Below are 18,559 nucleotides of genomic sequence, written 5' to 3'. Positions count from 1 at the left end.
GCTAGCGTGCGGCTGTGACCGAGGTATCCGCTGTCGAAGAGAAGCGTCGCCGGGACGTTCCCGTCGGTGTCGTCATGGTCGGCATGGCCGCCATCGTCTGGTGGCCGGCGTTCACCCTCGGCGCGTGGCAGGAGATCTTCTTCGACGACATCCTGGCGCTGTGGGCGGCATCGACGGCGGCCTTCGTCTTCGTGCTGGTCGAGCGCAAGCCGATCGGTGGGCGTCTCGTGCGGGCGATGCTTCTCCTGCTGCCGTCACTGTGGATCTTCCTCAACTTCGTCGTCGAAGACGAGACGACCGATCTCGCGGTGGCGATCGTGGACCTCTTCGCGCTCGCGGCGGTCCTCGTCGGCATCCCCTTCACCCTCTGGGTGCTCGTGCGCATCGTGTGGCCCGACTTCGCGGCCGAGACGCGGCGCCGCACGAAGTGGTTGATCGCGGTCGTCGTGCTGGGGGTCGCCGTCGGTGCGCTCTTCCTCGGGATCAACCACCCCCACTTCCTCACGTGCGACGACTTCGCGATCAGCGGCAACTCCGAGCCCGCCGGCTGCACCCCCGAACCGGAGTAGACGGCGCGCGGGTGCGTGCCGGATGCGCCGCCGAAACCGGGGATCTCGCCGAGACCGGGCTGCGTACCGCCCGGGTTCGGCGGAACACCCGGTCTCGACGCCCGGTGTCGACGGGGCCGCGCGGGTGGGGACGCGCCGCTAGAAGATCATGGGGCGGTCATCATCGTCGTCGCCCGTCAGGTCGAGGTCGACGACGACCGGCACGTGATCGCTGGGCGCTTCGCCCTTCCGCTCGTTGCGGTGGATCGTCGCCCCCGTGACGGCTTCGGCGAGCGCGTGCGAGCCGAGGATGAAGTCGATGCGCATGCCCTCGTTGCGGGGGAACCGCAGCTGCTTGTAGTCCCAGTACGTGAAGCCCGTCGGCACGAGCGGGCGCACGACGTCTTCCACTCCGGCAGACAGAAGCGCACCGTACGCCTCGCGCTCGGGCGGCGAGACGTGGGTCGCGAAGCCCTGCACGACGGTCGGATCGCCGTTGTCGGCATCCGTCGGCGCGATGTTGAAGTCGCCCACGAGCGCGAGGGCGAGATCGGGGTTCTGCGCGAGGCTCTCCTGCGTGTAGCCGGTCAGTGCGGCGAGCCAGTCGAGCTTGTAGAAATAATGCGGATCGCCGAGCGAACGGCCGTTGGGCACGTAGAGGCTCCACACCTCGACGCCGCCGATCGTCGCGCCGATCGCCCGCGCCTCCTGGGGGGCGTCGGGACCCTCGTGGCCTTTCGCGAACCCGGGCATGCCGGGGAAGGACGTGCGCACATCGGTGATCGGCTCACGGCTCGCGATCGCGACGCCGTTCCATTGCGAGAACCCGTGCGCCTCGACGTGGAAACCCGCCTCTTCGAACCGGTCGAACGGAAACTGCTCGACCTTGCACTTGATCTCCTGCATCGCGAGCACGTCGATGTGCTCTCGCACCGCGAAGTCGACGATGCGGTCGACGCGGGCTCGGATCGAGTTGACGTTCCAGGTGGCCAGACGCATGGACTCCAGCGTAGAGGCGACGGTGGACACAGGGATGCCGCGGCATCCGCTCCTGAATAGACTCGCAGGCATGACCGTGTCCTCGACGCCCGAGCTCGAAGCAGACCGCCAGTACCTCATCGCCCTCATCGAGGACGAGGCGGTGTTCCACGGCGACTTCACCCTCTCGTCGGGGAAGCAGGCGACCTATTACGTCGACATGCGCAAGCTGACGCTCGACCATCGTGCGGCCCCCGCGATCGGCCGCATCATGCTCGACCTGATCCGCGGCGTCGACGACATCGTCGCCGTCGGAGGGTTGACGCTCGGCGCCGACCCGATCGCGAACGCCATCATGCACGAGTCGTCGCGGACGCACCGCCCGCTCGACGCCTTCGTCGTGCGCAAGGAGCCGAAGGACCACGGCCGAGGCCGCCAGGTCGAGGGAGCCGATGTCGCGGGCAAGCGCGTCGTCGTCGTCGAAGACACGTCGACGACGGGCCAGTCGGCGCTCAAGGCGGTCGAGGCGCTGCGCCGCGAGGGGGCCGAACCCGTCGCCGTCGCCGTCATCGTCGACCGCAAGACCGGCGCGCAGGCGGCTGTCGAAGCCGAAGGGCTCGTGTGGCTCGCCGCCGTCGACCTCGACGACCTCGGCCTCGACGCGCAGTAGGACGCGCGTCAGGCGACCGCGAAAGCGGGGAGGACCGACCAGCCCGCCTCGGCGCGCAACCGCTCGGCGAGAGCGAGGGCGTGACGCTGGGCGTCGCTCTCGTCGCCCTCGACGAAGACGTCGATCGCGAGGGGCGGCGGCTCGCCGAACTTGGGGATGTCGACCTGGGCCCATGCGCCGGGGCCGAGCGACACGCGCGGCGACGGGGTTCTCGCACCCTCGACCGGCGACCCGGTGACGCGCGAGAGCACGTCGAGTGCGTCCAGCTTCGTGACGGCGTCGGAGGCGACGATCGTCGCAACAGCCTGTCGTGCCGGCATCCTGTCCTCATTCCCGCCAGGGGCGTCTTGCGCCAGCGTACCGTCGCGAGGGTCTCGTCGGCGAAGGTCTCCTAGGCGAAGGTCTCGTAGGCTCTGGGCATGCAGACGCACGACGTCATCGTGGTGGGCGCAGGGCTCGCGGGACTTCGGTGCGCGCTCGAGCTCGCGCGCGCCGGCCGCGACGTCGTCGTGCTCGAGGAGTCGTCGCGGGTCGGCGGGCGCCAGCGCACCGACAGGGTCGACGGGTTCCTCCTCGACCGGGGTTTCCAGGTGCTCAACCCCGCCTACCCCGCACTGCGGACATCGGCCGACGTGTCGGAGCTGGGGCTCCGGCCCTTCCCCGTCGGGGTGCGTGTGCACCGTGGGGCCGGTGCCGTGACGCTCGCGCATCCGCTGCGGCATCCTCAGCTCATCCCCGCGACGCTCGGAAGCGGACTCGTGACGCCCGCGTCGGTTCGTGCGCTGCTGCGCTGGCTCGCGCCCGCCGTCCGGCCGCACGCGATGACGGCAGGCGCCGACGCGACCTTTGCGGAGGCGTGGGATGCCGCGGGACTCGACGGTCCGATCCGCGACGAACTGCTCCGACCGTTCCTGTCCGGCGTGCTCGCCGACGATACGGGGGAGACATCGAACTCCTACGTTCTTCTGCTCATGAGGCTCTTCGCGCGTGCGCGTCCGGGGGTTCCCACCCACGGCATCGCGGCGCTTCCCGCCCAACTCGCGCGCCGGGGGGCCGCGGCAGGTGCGGACATCCGGCTCGACCGCCGAGTACGGAAGCTCCGGCGCCGAGGAGGGCAGTGGGAAGTCACCGTTCGCGGCGAGGGGGCGATGCGTGCCAGGGACGTCGTCGTCGCCGTCGGGCCCGAGACGATCGCACGATTCACGCCGCTCGATCCGCCGCCGACGAGGGGCCTTCAGACGTGGTGGTTCGCGGCCGAATCCCCGCCCGATTCCGCCCTCCTGACGCTCGACGGCACGGCCGACGGGCCGATCGTCAACACGCTCGCGATGTCGCTCAGCGCTCCGTCGTACGCTCCGGTGGGGCGCCACCTCGTGCAGGCGACGTGCCTGCTCGGGCCGTCGTCGTCCGCGACGCACCGCGACGTCCGCGACCAGCTCGTGGGGCTGTGGGGGAGGGATGCCGCGACGTGGGAGCTGCTGCGTCGCGACGATCTGCCACACGCCCTCCCCGCGCTCCCGCCGCCGCTGAAGCGGCCGTCGCCCTCCCACCTCGGCGACGGACTGCACGTCGCGGGCGACCACCGCGACACTCCGTCGATCCAGGGAGCGCTGGGGTCGGGAGAACGCGCCGCGCGCGGCGTCCTGGCCCGGACCGCTTGACGCGAGATCAGTCCTCGTCGCGGCCGCGGTTGCGCCACCACTGCCACGCGAACACCACGAGTGTGCCCGACAGGATCACGATCGTCGTCGCGAAGAGAAGCGTCTGCTCGAACGGACTGATCACGGGCGGACCCCTCTTGCGGCATCCGCGACGAGCTTCGCGATCCGCGCCGCGCGCGTCTCTGGCCGGCGAGCGGAATCCACGTTCGTGATGCCGAGCTTGCGCGTCGACTTGGGGAAGGCATCCCACGCGGTGCGCGCGGCAGGGTCGGCGTCGAGCGCCGCCGCGAGGTCGTCGGGTTCGATTCCCGCCTCGGCGTTGTCGAGGATCGTCCAAGAGCCGTTGGCCTTGGCGACCTCGACGGCGCGCCACCCCGCCTCTGTCATGAGCCCCTCGGCCTCGATCCGCTGGAGGCGCGCCTTGTTCGTCGCCGCCCACCCGCTCGAGGGTCGGCGCGGCGCGAACCACAACCCTCCCGTCGTCTCGTCGAAGGTGCGGACGGGGCCGTCGATCCATCCGAAGCACAGGGCGTGCACGATCGCGTCCTCGTAGGCGACGAGTTCGATGGCAGCGCCGGGGCGAGGACGGACGAGCCAGGCGCCGGGTGCTGTGCGGTGGTTCGCCTCGAGCCACGCGCGCCATGTCGCGGCATCCGGCGCCACGACCTTCTCGCCGTCGTCGAGCACGCCCACTAGAGGACTTCCGCGAACTCGGTCTCGGCCTCGGTCGACGGGAGGAGATCGGCGACCGAGCCGAGCACTTCGTCGGGTCGGAAGGGGTAGCGCTGGATCTCGGCGACATCACTGATGCCGGTGAGAACGAGGACGGTGTGGAGTCCCGCCTCGATGCCGGCGACGACATCCGTGTCCATGCGGTCGCCGATCATCCCGGTCGTCTCGGAGTGCGCCCCGATGCGGTTGAGCGCCGAGCGGAACATCATGGGGTTCGGCTTGCCGACGACGTACGGCTCACGCCCGGTCGCCTTCGTGATGAGCGCCGAGATCGCACCGGTCGCCGGGAGGACTCCCTCGGTCGACGGGCCCGTGGCATCCGGATTCGTCGCGATGAAACGCGCACCCGCGCCGATGAACCGGATCGCCTTCGTGATGGCTTCGAAGGAGTAATTGCGTGTCTCGCCGACGACGACGTAGTCGGGGTCGCTCTCGGTCATGATGAAACCGGCTTCGTGAAGCGCCGTCGTGAGCCCCGCCTCTCCGATGACGAAGGCCGTGCCGCCGGGCATCTGGCTGCGCAGGAAGTCGGCCGTCGCGAGCGCCGACGTCCAGATCGACTGCTCGGGCACCACGAGACCCGACGCGCGGAGCCGCGCAGAGAGGTCGCGCGGAGTGAAGATCGAGTTGTTCGTCAACACGAGGAACGGAGTGCCCGTATCGCGCCAATGCTCGAGGAGCGCCGCGGCACCCGGGATCGGCGTGTTCTCGTGGACGAGCACGCCGTCCATGTCGGTCAGCCAGCATTCGATATCGGCGCGCGTGCGCATGCGACGAGCCTAGCGGGGTCGGCCGACATCGCCGCACGTCGCGCACGGTGATCGTCGCGCGCGGGCGTATCGTCGAACCCGTGCCACGAGCCGCCTGGAGCCTTCCCGACCTCACCGGCCGCACGTACCTCATCACGGGGTCGAACGCGGGTCTCGGGTACTTCTCGACGGAGCACCTCGTGCGCGCAGGTGCCCGCGTCGTCATGACGGGGCGCAACCCGAATCGCCTGGCGACAGCACGGGCGGCCGTACGTCGACGGGTGCCCGGTCTCGCTCTCGAGCAGTTGGAGACCCTGCTGCTCGACACGAGCAACCTGGGCTCGGTCCGAGCGGCGGCGGCGACGGTCCGCGGGTGGGGCAAGATCGACGGCCTCCTCCTGAACGCGGGAATCGTCCATCCGCCGTCACGCAGGGAGACGACGGCCGACGGACACGAGATCGTCTTCGCGACGAACGTGCTCGGACATTTCGCGCTCGCGGGGGAGCTGCTCGTCCCGCTCGCGGCGGCACTCGGCCGTATGGTGTGGCTCGGCAGCATGTCGACGTCGCTCACGCCCTACAACCCCGTCGATCCGCAGCTCACGGAGGGATACTCCGCGTGGCGCGCCTATGTCCAGTCGAAGGTCGCGACGACCGCGCTCGGGCTCGAGGCGGATCGGCGGCTCCGGGCAGCGCGCATCCCCGTCGCGAGCGTCGTGGCGCACCCGGGGTACTCGACGAGCGGACGGACGGTCGGCATCGCCGGCGTCAACGAGCCGTCGAAGGTGGGCCGCTTCGCCGACAATCTGCAGGCGCCCGTCACGCAGTCGAAGGAGGAGGGCGCGCTCCCGCTCGTGCACGCGCTCGCCGGCGCGGGCGTGGAGAGCGGCACGTTCTGGGGGCCGCGCTTCGCGCTGCACGGCACGCCTCGTCGCGCGACCCCCGCCCGCATCACGCGCGACCCCGACATCGCCCGCCGCCTGTGGACCGTCGCGGAGGAGGCCACCGGCGTCCACTGGCCCTGACCCCGCGCGTCGCGGGGCCGGGGCCCGGGGCGGGGTGCCGGTGCCGGGGTGCCGAGGCCGGGTTGCCGGGGCCGGGTGCCGGGGCCGGGGTGCCGAGAAGACGCAGACTGCGCGTTTTCGCCGGTTCGTGCGACGTTTCGCGTCTTTTCGGCGAGCGCACCGCGGGCGGCCGCGGTGTCGCGCGCCGAGACCGCGGGTTTCGCCGAGGCAGGGTGGTGTGCGGCTGGGTTTCGGCGAGGTACCCGGTTTCGGCGTGGGGGATGCCCGGATGCCGCGATGCCGCTGCCCGGGATCGAGCGCCAGCCGCGGGGTGGGCGCCAGCCGCGGGGTGGGTGCCAGGCTGCCGAGAAGACGCAGACTGCGCGTTCTCCCGGGATTCCGCGACGTTTCGCGTCTTCTCGGCAAGCTGCCGGCGCAGCGCGGCCCGCGGCCGGCGCAGCGCGGCGCGCGGCTGGCGCGGCGCGCGAGGAGGGGCCGACGCGGGCCGGGGGCAGGGGAGCGAGGGGGTGGCCGAGTGCCCGGGAGCGTCAGGCGGTGAGCCAGATCGTCGTCGCGGCGCCGGGGGGAAGGGTCGCGACGACGTCGTCGAGGTGGAGTGTCGCGGGGTCCGTGACGACGACGCGGGCTCCGACCGTGACCCCCGCGCTCTCGACGGCACGCAGGATGTCGGGGTCGCGATCGCTGACGCGCAGGACGCGGCCGACGTGCCCGGGTGCGGCGTCGGCGAGGAGCACGAACGGTTCGCGGTCGACGTGGCCCGCGGCATCCGGAATAGCGTCGCCGTGCGGATCGAACCGGGGTCGGCCGAGGCGCTCGTCGATCCCCTCGAGAAGCCGGTCGCTGATCGCGTGCTCCAAGACCTCGGCCTCATCGTGAACCTCGTCCCACGCGTAGCCGAACTCGCGCACGAGCCACGTCTCGATGAGGCGATGGCGGCGGATGATCGCGGCGGCGCGCCGGTGCCCCTTCTCGGTGAGGGCGACGGGTCCGTATGGGCGGTGGCTGACGAGTCCCTGTGCCGCGAGCTTCTGCACCATCTCGGTCACGCTCGAGGGGGCAAGTCCGAGTTCGGAGGCGAGCTGCGACGGCGTGATGCGCTCGTCCTGCCACTCGGTGCGGTGGTAGATCGTCTTGAGATAGTCGTCGACAGCGGGGGATGCCACGCGCCCAGGGTACCGGGAGGTGCCGGAGCGCCGCGGTCGCTGCGTCCGGGTAGCCTGACCGCGTGACAGAGTCCGCGCAGCCCGCCTCCGACGAGCCCGGGAACGTCGAGCCCGAGAACGTCGAGCCCGGGAACGTCGAGCCGGGAGATGCCGCCGATCCCGGCGCGAATCCGCCGCACGGGGTGGGCCCCTGGGAGGGCGACCCGCCGACCGACCCGCGCTACGACCCGGAGCTGCTCGCGGCGGGCGACGCCCGCAATGTCGTCGACGAGTACCGCTACTGGACGATGGAGGCCATCGTCGCCGACCTCGATACGCGGCGGCATCCGTTCCACGTCGCGATCGAGAACTGGCAGCACGACATGAACATCGGCTCCATCGTGCGCAGCGCCAACGCGTTCCTCGCGGCCGAGGTCCACATCGTCGGGAAGCGCCGCTGGAACCGCCGCGGCGCGATGGTCACCGACAGGTACCAGCACGTGCGGCACCATGAAGACGTCGCAGCCTTCGTGGCGTGGGCGGATGCCGCGGGGCTCCCGATCGTCGCGGTCGACAACGTCGAGGGCTCGAAGCCTCTTCCGGATGCCGATCTGCCAGAGCGCTGCGTGCTGCTGTTCGGCCAGGAAGGCCCCGGTCTGTCGCGCGAGGCCGTCGCCGCGGCATCCGGAATCGTGGAGATCACGCAGTACGGATCCACCCGGTCGATCAATGCGTCAGCGGCCGCCGCCGTCGTCATGTACGAGTGGTGCCGTCGCTGGGCGTGAGGTCATGAGCCCGCCGAGAGCCACGCCGTCCCACGGATACGCCAGCCGAGGGTCGCGAACCGCGCGAGCATGTAGACGCCGAAGAACGCCACCGCGAGCCACGCGAGCCCCTGGGCGCCCGGCGGGTGGAGGGCGGCGACCAGGGCGAGCGCCGGGATGAACGGCACGAGGTTGAGGGCACCCGCGAGTGCCAGGTACTTCGCGTCGCCCGCGCCGATCAGGACGCCGTCGAGCACGAAGACGGCGCCGCACACGGGCTGGGCGATCGCGAGGACGAGCAGGGCGGGCATGACGAGGGCCGCGAGCGCCGGATCACCCGTGAAGACGAGGCCCAGCACGCCCGAGAACGCGGCGATGAGAGCTCCGACCGCCACGCCGAACCAGAGTCCCCAGGCGAGGGTGCGGCGAAGCACCCGCCGCACGAACGGCTGGTCCTCTGCCCCGAGCCCTCGACCGACGAGCGCCTGCGCCGCGATCGCGAGCGCGTCGAGAGCGAACGCGGCCGTCGAGAACAGGGTGAACGCCACTTGCCATCCGGCCAGCTCCTCCGTGCCGAGTGCCGTTGCGACGCCGACGGTCGCGAGGAGGGCGACGCGGAGCGAGACCGTCCGCAGCAGGAGCCACACGCCCGCGCGCGCCGATCCCGTGACGCCCTCGCGTTGCGGGCGGATGGATGCCGTGTGGCGCCGCGCGAGACGGCCGATCACGATCACGAAGGCGCCGACCATTCCCCACTGCGCGACCACCGTGCCGGCGGCGGAGCCCGCGATCCCCCACCCGAGGCCGTAGATGAAGAGCCAGTTGAGCAGGATGTTGGCGCCGAAGCCGACGCCTGCGACCCAGAGGGGTGTCACGGTGTCCTGCATGCCCCGGAGGAGTCCCGTCGCCGCGAAGACGATGAGCATGGCCGGGAGTCCCCACATCGACAGGCTCAGATAGATCTCGGCTTGCTCGGCGACATCGGGTGTCGCGCCGAAGAGCGAGACCAGTGCGGGCGAGGCGAACCACCCGCTGACGGCGAGCACGGCCCCGACCGCGAGGGCGAGCCACATGCCGTCGATGCCGACCGACACGGCGCGCGAAGGATCGCCCGATCCGAACCGCCGCGCGACGGCCGGCGTCGTGGAGTACGCGAGGAAGATCATGAGGCCGACGATCGTCTGGAGCACCGCCGACGCGATACCGAGGCCCGCGAGCGGGACGACGCCGAGGTGGCCGACCATGGCGGCATCGACGATGAGGAAGAGCGGTTCGGCGATGAGCGCACCGAGCGCCGGGACCGCGAGTCGCAGGATGCTGCGGTTGAGCGTCTCGGGGCGATCGGTCACTCCTCGATGCTAGGCGGGGCCTGCGACGCCCGCGTCGGTGGCGGCGCTTATCCTGTATCGCATGACTGAAGCCCTTCCGTCCGGACTCGCACTCGACGAGCTCAGCACCGACATCCGCCCGCAGGACGATCTGTTCCGCTACGTCAACGGTGCGTGGCTCGATCGCACGGAGATCCCGGAGGACAAGGCGCGCTGGGGCTCCTTCCATCTCATCGCCGAGCAGGCCGAGAAGGACGTCCACGCGATCGTCGAGGAGGCGCAGGGCGCCGAGCACGGCACTGAGACGCGCAAGATCGGCGACCTCTACACGAGCTTCATGGACACCGAGGGCATCGCGGCACGCGGAGCGACCCCGCTCGCGGACCAGCTCGAGAAGGTCGACGCGATCGACTCCGTTCCGTCGCTCCTGCGCACCGTCGGAGAGCTCGAGCGTGACGGCGTCGCAGGGCTCTTCCACCTGTACATCGAGCCCGACCCGGGAAGACCGCAGCGGTACGTGCCGTTCCTCATCCAGGGCGGGCTGTCACTCCCCGACGAGAGCTACTACCGCCTCGAGAGCTTCGAGTCGACGCGAACGGCCTTCCGCGGTCACGTCCATCGCATCCTCGAGCTCGCCGGAGTGGCCGACGCCGAAGCATCCGCCGACCGCATCCTCGCGCTCGAGACCGAGCTCGCGACCCACCACTGGGACAACGTCAAGAGCCGGGATGCCGTCGCGACCTACAACCTGAAGACGTGGGCCGAGGTGCAGGAGCTCGTGGGTGTCGACCTCCAGCCGTGGCTCGACGCCGTCGCGCCGGGGCACGCCGACGCGTTCGCCGAGGTCAACGTCTACCAGCCGAGCTTCATCCAAGGGCTCGGGGGCCTCCTCACCGAGGATCGACTCGCCGACTGGAAGGCATGGCTGCGCTTTGCGATCGTCCACGGCGCCGCTCCGTTCCTCCCCGACGAGTTCGTCGACGAGAACTTCTCGTTCTACGGCACGCAGCTCACGGGCGTCCCCGTCAACCGCGAGCGCTGGAAGCGGGGCGTCGGACTCGCCGAAGCCGCGATGGGCGAGGCGATCGGGCGCGTGTATGTCGAGCGTCACTTCCCGCCGGCGGCGAAGGAAGCGATGGACGAACTCGTCGCGAACCTCATCGAGGCATACCGGCAGTCCATCACCGACCTCGAGTGGATGAGCCCGGAGACCCGGCAGCGGGCGCTCGCGAAGCTCGACGCCTTCACGCCGAAGATCGGCTACCCCGTGAAGTGGAAGGACTACTCGACACTCGAGATCGATGCGGCGGACCTCATCGGGAACGTCCGCCGTGCGCACGTGCACGAGCACGACCGGCAGCTGGCGAAGGTCGGCCAGCCGATCGATCGCGACGAGTGGTACATGACTCCGCAGACGGTCAACGCGTACTACAACCCGCTCATGAACGAGATCGTGTTCCCCGCCGCCATCCTGCAGTACCCGTTCTTCGACGCCGCGCGTGATGCGGCCGCCAACTATGGAGGGATCGGCGCCGTCATCGGCCACGAGATCGGCCACGGCTTCGACGATCAGGGGAGTCGCTTCGACGGTGACGGGTCGCTCCGCGACTGGTGGACCGATGAGGACCGTGCAGCGTTCGAAGAGCGGACGGCCTCCCTCATCGCCCAGTACAACGCGCTCACGCCGCGGGGACTTTCCGATGAATACACCGTGAATGGCGCCCTCACGATCGGCGAGAACATCGGCGATCTCGGTGGCCTCGGAATCGCTCTGCGCGCCTACGAACTCTCGCTGGGCGGAGAGCCGGCGCCGGAGATCGACGGATTCACGGGCATCCAGCGCGTGCTGCTGTCGTGGGGGCAGATCTGGCAGCAGAAGGGCCGCGACGCCGAGACGATCCGGCTCCTCACGATCGACCCGCACTCGCCCAATGAATTCCGGTGTAACCAGATCGTGCGGAACGTCGATGCGTTCTACGATGCCTTTGGTGTGACCGAGTCCGACGAGCTGTGGCTCGACAAGGAGGCTCGCGTCACGATCTGGTGACCTGGGGCTTCCCGACCCCGACCCCCCATCGGAAGGAACCCTAGTCGTGGGCATCCCGCCTGAGCCGCAGAGGGATGCTGAGTCGCTTCGGGGGACGCGACGCAGCAGCCGACGACTGCCGCGGAGGGCGGCGGCCGGACGCAGGTCGTTCACATCGACGCTGACGGCGCTCGATGAACTCGCGAGGACCGGGGCGAAGGTCTCGGTGCGCGTCACGGACCTCGACCGAGACGTTTCGGTGCTCGACGGCGACGATTTCGTCACCCTGCCGGTCGCGGGCCTCGGGGTCGTGCCGTTGCTCATCGAGGTCGCGGCGGCGTTCGACGAGGGGCGGCTCGATCCGCTCGAGATCGTCGAACGGTCCGATGTCGCCGACGTGTCCCTCGGTGGCGTCTGGCAGCACCTCGCCGCACCCGCATTGCCGGTGTCCGACCTCGCGGTGCTGACGGCTGCCGCGGGCGACACCCTGGCCGCCAATGCGCTCCTCGAGCGGGTGGGGCTTCCCGCCGTTCGTGCTCGCATCGAGAGCCTCGGACTCGCGCAGTCCGCGCTCCTCGATCGGTTCCGCGACGATCGCGGACCCGACGATGCGCCGCACTTCGCGCTCGGGACGGCTCGCGAGATGGCGCAGGTGTTCGCGTCGCTCGTGAACTCCCAGGTCGTGTCGCCTGCCGTCAGCGCCCAGGTGGCGGAGTGGCTGAGCCTCAACCACGACCTCTCACTCGTGGCATCCGCGACGGGGCTCGATCCGTTCTCGCACGAGAACGATCAGCACGGGCTGCTGTTCGTGAACAAGACGGGCCGCGACAGGGGCGTCCGCGGCGAGGCCGGTGTCATCGCGGGACCCCGCGCGGGCGTGGCGTATGCGCTCATCGTGTGCTTCGACGACCTCACGGTCTCGCATCGGCTGCGCGCGCACGACGCATTCCGTGTTCTCGGCGTCGACCTGATGGAGTACGTGCACTGACGCGGACGGTCTCCCACCGGCCGGCGTACATCCGCCGGGTCGGGGTCCGTCCGCGGGCTCGGCCCGCACCCGCCGGCTCGGCCCGCACCCGCCGAAAAGACTCAGACCGCTGCGTTTCGCGGCCGTTCAGAGCAGTTCGAGTCTTCTCGGCAGCCTGCGCGCCCGCGGCCCTTTCCGTCGAGAAGACTCGGACTGCTGCGTTTCGTGCCGGCGGAGAGCAGTTGGGGTCTTCTCGGCATCCAGGGTCGGGCTAGAAGACGATCGTGTGGTTGCCGTGACGGATGACGCGGTCCTGCGCGTGCCAGAGCACGGCACGCGAGAGGACCTGGCGCTCGACGTCGGCGCCCCGGCGGGCGAGCTCGGGAACGGTGTCGGCGTGCGTGACCCGGATGGTGTCCTGATCGATGATCGGACCCTCATCGAGGTCGCTCGTGACGTAGTGCGACGTCGCGCCGATGAGCTTGACACCCCGCTCCTTGGCCTTCTTGTACGGCTCCGCTCCGATGAACGCGGGAAGGAAGGAGTGGTGGATGTTGATGACGGGAACTCCGAGCGCATCGAGGAATTCCGGCGACAGGATCTGCATATAGCGGGCGAGCACGACGAAGTCGACGTTTCCGACGAGCAGCTTGAGGATCTCGGCCTCGGATGCCGACTTGTCCGGTCCCGAGACAGAGGGGATGTGGAAGAACGGGACGCCGAACGACCGTACGTCGTCGGCGGCCGTCGTGTGGTTCGAGATGACCATCGGGATCGTGACGGGGAGGTCTCCGCGGCGGTGCCGCCACAGCAGGTCGAGGAGGCAGTGGTCCTGCTTCGACGCGAGGATCGCCATGCGCTTCGGTACGGACTGGTCGGTGATCGACCACTCGAGATCGAAGCCCCGACCGAGGGTCTCGGCGAGATCCGCCTCGATCGTGGGCAGCACCGCGTCGAGTCCGGGGCGGTGGAAGACGACGCGCTGGAAGTAGGCACCGCCCGTCGGGTCGTCCGAGTACTGGTCGAACGCGACGATGTTGCCGCCGTTCCTGGTGATGAGCGCCGACACCGCCGCGACGATCCCCGGCTTGTCGTTGCCGTGCACGATGAGGCAGGCGTGATCGGCGTGGAGGTGCGGTGACGTGGGCGCGGCCATCCCTCGATTCTGCCGTGTCGTGACGGATGCCGCAGACCGGGCGCATCGCCGGTCACTCGACGTTCGTCGTGTGGTCGCCGACTCCGGGAACCGTGACGAGGTCGTCGAGCGGTCGCATGACGGATGCCGCGCATGGTCCGACGCCGTGGACTTCGTCGCTCGAGGGTGCGTCTTCTCCTCCCCAGGCGACCCTGTTCGGGGAGTTTGAACAGGGGACATTTCTCGACGTTGATCTGGGACTTCAATGTCGGTGGCCCAGAGCAGAATGGGCCCTATGAGCACCTTCGTCGACTCCCTCGCCCGTCTGGGCGATGCGCTCGGCGATGTCGTCGGACCCATGCTCGGCGAACGTGCGCTGGCGACCTCTGCAGATGACGAGGTCGTCGCCGCCCTGGTCCAAGGGGCGCGGATCCTGCGGTGGGCGGAGGCCATCTTGGTCGAGTCGGCGGCTCAGCTCGCGGAGCGATCGGCAGCCGCGCCGCATGCCGATCGGCCCGAGACGCGACGAGGGTGCGCGTCCGTCGCCGAACTCGTCCAGCGTGCGACGCGTGTGTCCCGGCGATCCGCGGGCGACATCCTCGCGGCTGCTCGCGCCGTTCGAGAAGATGTCGCGCCGAGTTCGGGGGAGAGGCTGCCGGCAGAGCTTCCTCACATGCGCGCGGCGCTCGCCGCAGGGCACGTCGGCGTCGATGGCCTCGTTGCTGTCGCCCACGTACTTCGGGGGTGTCCGGCGGGGCGTGCGGGCATCCTCGCAGCGGATGAAGAGCTCGCGGCCTGCGCGCGCGGTGAGGGGGCCGACGGTGCGCCGCCGGCGAATGCCGACGACCTCCGAACGATGGCGCTCGTGTGGGAGATGCACCTCGATCAAGACGGCGCCGAGCCGCGTGAGACGCGGGCGCTCCGCAAGCGCGGGCTGACTCTCGGGATGCGTCGCGACGGACTCGTTCCCATCCGAGGCAACCTTCTGCCCGAGGTCGCGGAGCAGCTGCAGCGCGGGTTCGACGCGCTCCTCAACCCCAAGGTCGACGGGGTGCCGGTGACGGGGCCGCGGTTCGTGGACTCCGGTGACGACGCCGAAGCGGGTGCGGACGAACTCGACGCGGCGAGTGAAGCTGCTGCCGACATCCGCACTCGCCCCCAGAAGCAGCACGATGCGCTCGCGGCAATCCTCATGCGGGTCGCCGGATCGGGCATGCTCCCCACTCTGGGTGGGGCGGCGCCGACGCTCATCGTCTCGGTGCGCGAAGCCGACCTGGTTCGCGGGCGTGGCGGTGCGACGCTGGGCGGATCCAGCGAGCCGGTCTCCCTCGCCGTCGCGCGGCACATCGCCTGCACGGGTGCCGTCGAGCGTGTCGTCACGGCAGACAACGGCCGGATCGTCGCGATCGAGATTCAGGATCGGGTCTTCAACCATCACCAGCGACGAGCGATCGGGCTGCGCGATGGCGGCTGCCTCATTCCGGGGTGCCATGTCCCCTTCGAATGGTGCGAACTGCATCACGTCGAGGAGCATTCTCGTGGGGGTCCGACGCACACCGACAACGGTGTCGCCCTGTGCTGGGGGCACCATCGCACACTCGACACGAGTGGGTGGGAGATCCGCGTCAGAGACGGCGTGCCCGAGGTGCGCGGTCCGCACTGGTGGGATGCGACGGGGCGATGGCGACCCACGACGAAGTCACCGTCGCGTCTGCGTGATGCGCTGCAGCGTCGGGCGGCCGGAGAGTGAGTGCGGTCCTATCGCACGCCGCGCATGAGAGCGAGCACGGGTTTGACGGCGGCCACCATCGCCAGACCGAGTCCGATCGCGATGAAGCCGAGGATCGTGAAGTACGGCACCTCGTTGGTGGGGTCGTAGTATCCCGCGAGCCATCCGGCGATGGACGTTCCCAACGCGACGGAGAGGAAGTACAGGGCGACCATCTGGGTGTGGAAGCGCGCCGGCGCCAGCTTCGTCGAGGCCGACAGTCCCACGGGCGAGATGAAGAGCTCGGCGATCGTGAAGACGAGAAGGATGCCGACGATCGCGAGGAGCGGTGTCGAGTTCGCGGGACCATTCGCCCACGGCAGGAAGAGCAGGAACGCAACCCCCATGATGATCGCGCCGAGCGCGAACTTGATCGGCGTCGAGGGCTGACGGGTTCCGAGCTTCGTCCAGATCGCGGCGAACACCCCCGACAGGATGATGACGAAGATCGGATTGATCGAGTTGACCCAGGGGATCGGCATCTCCCACCCGAAGATGTCGCGGTTCAGGCGCTCATCCGAATAGATCGTCAGCACCGTGAACTGCTGCTGGTACAGCGACCAGAAGCCGACGTTGACGATCAGGAGCGGGATGAAGCTGAAGACGCGGGAGCGCTCCGTCGGCGTCACGCCGGACGACGACGTGATGACGATGAAGTAGGCGATGGCCGCTCCCAGCGTCACGATGATGACGATCACCGCGAGGTTGTCCGCGCGGATCACCCCGAGGAGCACGAGGGTGACGAGCAGAACCACCCCACCCGCAGCGATGCCGATCATCGTGCCCCGCCGCGAACGGGGGAGGGGATTCGGCACCTCCCGCGCCTCAGCGGGCAGGTGCTTGCGTCCGAACGAGTACTGGATCAGGCCGATCGCCATCCCGACCGCCGCGAGCCCGAATCCCCAGTGGAAGCCGAGGTTGTCCTGCAGCAGACCCGTCAGGAGCGGACCGAGGAACGCGCCAAGGTTGATACCGAGGTAGAAGAGCGAGAAGCCGGCATCCCGTCTCGGATCCTGCGGGGTATACAGCGTGCCCACGACCGAGGTCGCGTTGGCCTTGAGTCCCCCCGAACCAAGTGCGACGAGGATGAGACCCACGCCGAGGCCCCACACACTCGGCAGGATCGCGAGCGCGATGTGCCCCGCCATGATGACGATGGCGCTGAAGAACAGCACCCGCTCCGAGCCGAGCACGCGGTCCGCGATCCATGCGCCGAGGATCGTCGACAAGTAGACGGTGCCGCCGTACGCGCCCAGGATTCCCGCGGCGATCGTCTGATCGATGCCCAGCCCGCCCTGCGCGACGGAGAAGTACATGTAGATCAGCAGGATTCCCTGCATGCCGTAGAAGCTGAACCGCTCCCACATCTCGACGCCGAAGACGTGTGCGAGCGCGAACGGCTGACCGAAGAATCGGGTGTCCGCGTCGCCCGCCCCACGCGGAGCCGCCGTCGCGGCGGCATCCGTTCCGCTCTCCGCGGCGGCGACACGGCCTGTCGTCGTCGTCGAGCGCGGGTCGCCTGCCGCTGTCGCGCCGTCGGGAGGTCCGACGGGAACCTGCTCCGGCTCGTTGTCGTCGCTGACGTTCATGCGCTCAGAGTAGTGGGCGGCTCACCGCGCGCGGACTATTTCGGAAGAGACGGATGCCGCTCGTGCTCGTCGCGCCGGGACGGGATGAAGAGCGCGATCACGAGTGCCGCAAGCGCGGCCGCGCCGCCCAGGACGAAGGAGAGTTGGAATGCCGTTCCGGAGGGCACCGCGGTGCCCTCGAAATCGATCGTGTACGTCGCGAGCACCGCACCGATGACGGCTGCCGCCGTGCTCGTGCCGAGCGAGCGGAAGAGCGCGTTCAAACCGTTCGATGCCCCCGTTTCGGTCTGCGGCACGGAGCGCATGATGAGCATCGGCATTGCGGCGTACCCGAACCCGATCCCGACGCCGATGATGAGGTTCGCGACGACGAGGTGCCATACCTCCGACGACCACAGGAGCGTGAAGCCGTAGGCGACGACGAGTGCGATCGCCCCGAGGACGAGGAGGAGCTTGGGTCCGACGGTGCGGGCGAGGCGACCAGAGAAAGGAGAGAGCACCATCATGACGAGTCCCGCGGGCATCACGACGAAGCTCGCCGCCAGGAGCGATAGCCCGAATCCGCCCGTCGCGACGGGGAGCTCGAGCATCTGCGGATAGCTGACGTTCGACGAGAAGAGTGCGAAGCCCATCGCGATCGAGGCGATGTTCGTCAACAGGACAGCGGGCCGCGCCGCGACGCGCAGGTCGAGCAGCGGCTCCGCGAGCCGCAGCTCGTACCACGCCCAGACGAGCAGAACGACGAGTCCGCCGAGTCCGCACGCGAGCACGGCCGGTGACGTCCAGCCCCACTCGTTGCCGCGGGAGACCGCAAGGAGGATGCCGACGAGTCCGACGGCGAGCCCCGCGGCGCCGATGTAGTCGAAGCGCCCTGCCGTGCGCAGGACGCTCACCGGCACGATCCACAGGACGAGGATGAAGACGATGACCCCGAGGGCGGCGGCGACCCAGAACAGCAGGTGCCAGTCGCTCCGCTCCGTGATGAGCGCGCTGATGGGAAGGCCCAATGCACCGCCGACGCCGAGCGTCGCGCTGATGAGCGCGATGGCGGAGTCCACGCGATCCTCGTGCAGCACGTCGCGGAGGATCGAGATCCCGAGCGGAATGACGCCCGTCACGGCACCCTGGAGGGTGCGGCCGACGATGACTCCCACGATTCCGGGGGAGACCGCGGCGATGACCGACCCGAGGATGAGGAGCGCGACGAGCCACAGCACGATGCGCCGCTTGCCGTACATGTCGCCGAGCCGGCCCGAGATGGGTGTCACGACGGCTGCCGCCACGAGCGTCGACGTCACGACCCACGCCGTATCCTCGCGGCTCGCGTCGAGCAGCTCCGGCAGCTTCGACTGGATCGGCACGACGAGCGTGAACATGAACGACGACGCCAGCCCCGCGAGGGCGAGCACCGCAACGATGGCGCCCTGCCGTGGCATCCGGGTGAGTCGTCTGCGCGCGTCCTCGTCCCGGTTCACTT

At 69.7% G+C, this 18,559-nt stretch carries 17 protein-coding genes; 8 read left to right on the top strand and 9 right to left on the bottom strand.

The annotated features are described in order from the left end of the window. The first annotated feature begins 14 nt into the window (after positions 1-14). Positions 15-569 carry a hypothetical protein gene (locus FBY39_RS03315; RefSeq protein WP_141930239.1) on the top strand — a complete coding sequence of 185 codons (555 nt, stop codon included), beginning with the start codon at positions 15-17 and terminating at the stop codon, positions 567-569. A gap of 138 nt (positions 570-707) precedes the next feature. On the opposite strand, the gene FBY39_RS03310 is transcribed toward FBY39_RS03315, so the two are convergent. Continuing rightward, on the bottom strand, positions 708-1,547 hold the full coding sequence (locus FBY39_RS03310) for an exodeoxyribonuclease III (RefSeq protein WP_141930238.1): 840 nt from the start codon (positions 1,545-1,547) through the stop codon (positions 708-710). A 70-nt stretch (positions 1,548-1,617) separates the two neighbouring features. On the opposite strand from FBY39_RS03310, the gene pyrE reads away from it, so the two are divergent. Beyond that, positions 1,618-2,196, top strand: coding sequence for an orotate phosphoribosyltransferase (gene pyrE / locus FBY39_RS03305; protein WP_141930237.1), 579 nt, complete (start codon positions 1,618-1,620; stop codon positions 2,194-2,196). Between the two features lie 8 nt (positions 2,197-2,204). Here pyrE and FBY39_RS03300 read toward each other — a convergent pair whose 3' ends face one another. Beyond that, positions 2,205-2,516 carry a hypothetical protein gene (locus tag FBY39_RS03300; protein ID WP_141930236.1) on the bottom strand — a complete coding sequence of 104 codons (312 nt, stop codon included), beginning with the start codon at positions 2,514-2,516 and terminating at the stop codon, positions 2,205-2,207. A gap of 99 nt (positions 2,517-2,615) precedes the next feature. Between FBY39_RS03300 and FBY39_RS03295 the strand changes: the two genes are divergently transcribed. Beyond that, complete coding sequence (locus tag FBY39_RS03295; protein WP_141930235.1) at positions 2,616-3,857, top strand: FAD-dependent oxidoreductase; 1,242 nt, start codon at positions 2,616-2,618, stop codon at positions 3,855-3,857. Positions 3,858-3,977: 120 nt separating this feature from the next. On the opposite strand, the gene FBY39_RS03290 is transcribed toward FBY39_RS03295, so the two are convergent. Next, positions 3,978-4,544 carry a YdeI family protein gene (locus FBY39_RS03290; protein WP_260837419.1) on the bottom strand — a complete coding sequence of 189 codons (567 nt, stop codon included), beginning with the start codon at positions 4,542-4,544 and terminating at the stop codon, positions 3,978-3,980. A gap of 5 nt (positions 4,545-4,549) precedes the next feature. Further along, complete coding sequence (locus FBY39_RS03285) at positions 4,550-5,359, bottom strand: HAD-IIA family hydrolase (protein ID WP_141930233.1); 810 nt, start codon at positions 5,357-5,359, stop codon at positions 4,550-4,552. 80 nt (positions 5,360-5,439) lie between these two features. On the opposite strand from FBY39_RS03285, the gene FBY39_RS03280 reads away from it, so the two are divergent. Beyond that, positions 5,440-6,363, top strand: a complete 924-nt coding sequence (locus FBY39_RS03280; RefSeq protein WP_141930232.1) for an SDR family NAD(P)-dependent oxidoreductase — start codon at positions 5,440-5,442, stop codon at positions 6,361-6,363. 527 nt (positions 6,364-6,890) lie between these two features. Here FBY39_RS03280 and FBY39_RS03275 read toward each other — a convergent pair. Beyond that, complete coding sequence (locus FBY39_RS03275) at positions 6,891-7,526, bottom strand: metal-dependent transcriptional regulator (protein ID WP_141930231.1); 636 nt, start codon at positions 7,524-7,526, stop codon at positions 6,891-6,893. A gap of 182 nt (positions 7,527-7,708) precedes the next feature. Between FBY39_RS03275 and FBY39_RS03270 the strand changes: the two genes are divergently transcribed. Beyond that, positions 7,709-8,290, top strand: coding sequence for an RNA methyltransferase (locus tag FBY39_RS03270; protein ID WP_186336989.1), 582 nt, complete (start codon positions 7,709-7,711; stop codon positions 8,288-8,290). A 2-nt stretch (positions 8,291-8,292) separates the two neighbouring features. Here FBY39_RS03270 and FBY39_RS03265 read toward each other — a convergent pair whose 3' ends face one another. Further along, positions 8,293-9,618 (bottom strand): MATE family efflux transporter, encoded by a 1,326-nt coding sequence (locus FBY39_RS03265; protein ID WP_141930229.1) that lies wholly within the window; start codon positions 9,616-9,618, stop codon positions 8,293-8,295. A gap of 61 nt (positions 9,619-9,679) precedes the next feature. Here FBY39_RS03265 and FBY39_RS03260 point away from each other — a divergent pair, with 61 nt between their 5' ends. Beyond that, positions 9,680-11,644 (top strand): M13 family metallopeptidase, encoded by a 1,965-nt coding sequence (locus FBY39_RS03260; RefSeq protein ID WP_141930228.1) that lies wholly within the window; start codon positions 9,680-9,682, stop codon positions 11,642-11,644. Positions 11,645-11,690: 46 nt separating this feature from the next. Next, on the top strand, positions 11,691-12,611 hold the full coding sequence (locus tag FBY39_RS03255; protein ID WP_260837418.1) for a serine hydrolase: 921 nt from the start codon (positions 11,691-11,693) through the stop codon (positions 12,609-12,611). A gap of 250 nt (positions 12,612-12,861) precedes the next feature. On the opposite strand, the gene purU is transcribed toward FBY39_RS03255, so the two are convergent. Further along, positions 12,862-13,746, bottom strand: coding sequence for a formyltetrahydrofolate deformylase (gene purU / locus FBY39_RS03250; protein ID WP_141930226.1), 885 nt, complete (start codon positions 13,744-13,746; stop codon positions 12,862-12,864). Between the two features lie 274 nt (positions 13,747-14,020). Here purU and FBY39_RS03245 point away from each other — a divergent pair, with 274 nt between their 5' ends. Further along, entirely contained in the window at positions 14,021-15,475 is a 1,455-nt protein-coding gene (locus tag FBY39_RS03245) for an HNH endonuclease signature motif containing protein (RefSeq protein ID WP_141930225.1), read from the top strand. A gap of 8 nt (positions 15,476-15,483) precedes the next feature. Here FBY39_RS03245 and FBY39_RS03240 read toward each other — a convergent pair whose 3' ends face one another. Continuing rightward, positions 15,484-17,082 (bottom strand): peptide MFS transporter, encoded by a 1,599-nt coding sequence (locus tag FBY39_RS03240; protein WP_141930224.1) that lies wholly within the window; start codon positions 17,080-17,082, stop codon positions 15,484-15,486. A gap of 35 nt (positions 17,083-17,117) precedes the next feature. Beyond that, positions 17,118-18,518: an MFS transporter gene (locus FBY39_RS03235; RefSeq protein ID WP_141933842.1), complete on the bottom strand. Its 1,401-nt coding sequence runs from the start codon at positions 18,516-18,518 to the stop codon at positions 17,118-17,120. Between the last annotated feature and the right edge of the window lie 41 nt (positions 18,519-18,559).

This window comes from Microbacterium sp. SLBN-146, assembly GCF_006715145.1.
Lineage (GTDB): Bacteria > Actinomycetota > Actinomycetes > Actinomycetales > Microbacteriaceae > Microbacterium.
Note: the sequence above shows the minus strand (reverse complement) of the source record. Positions and strands in the feature narration are given on the sequence as shown.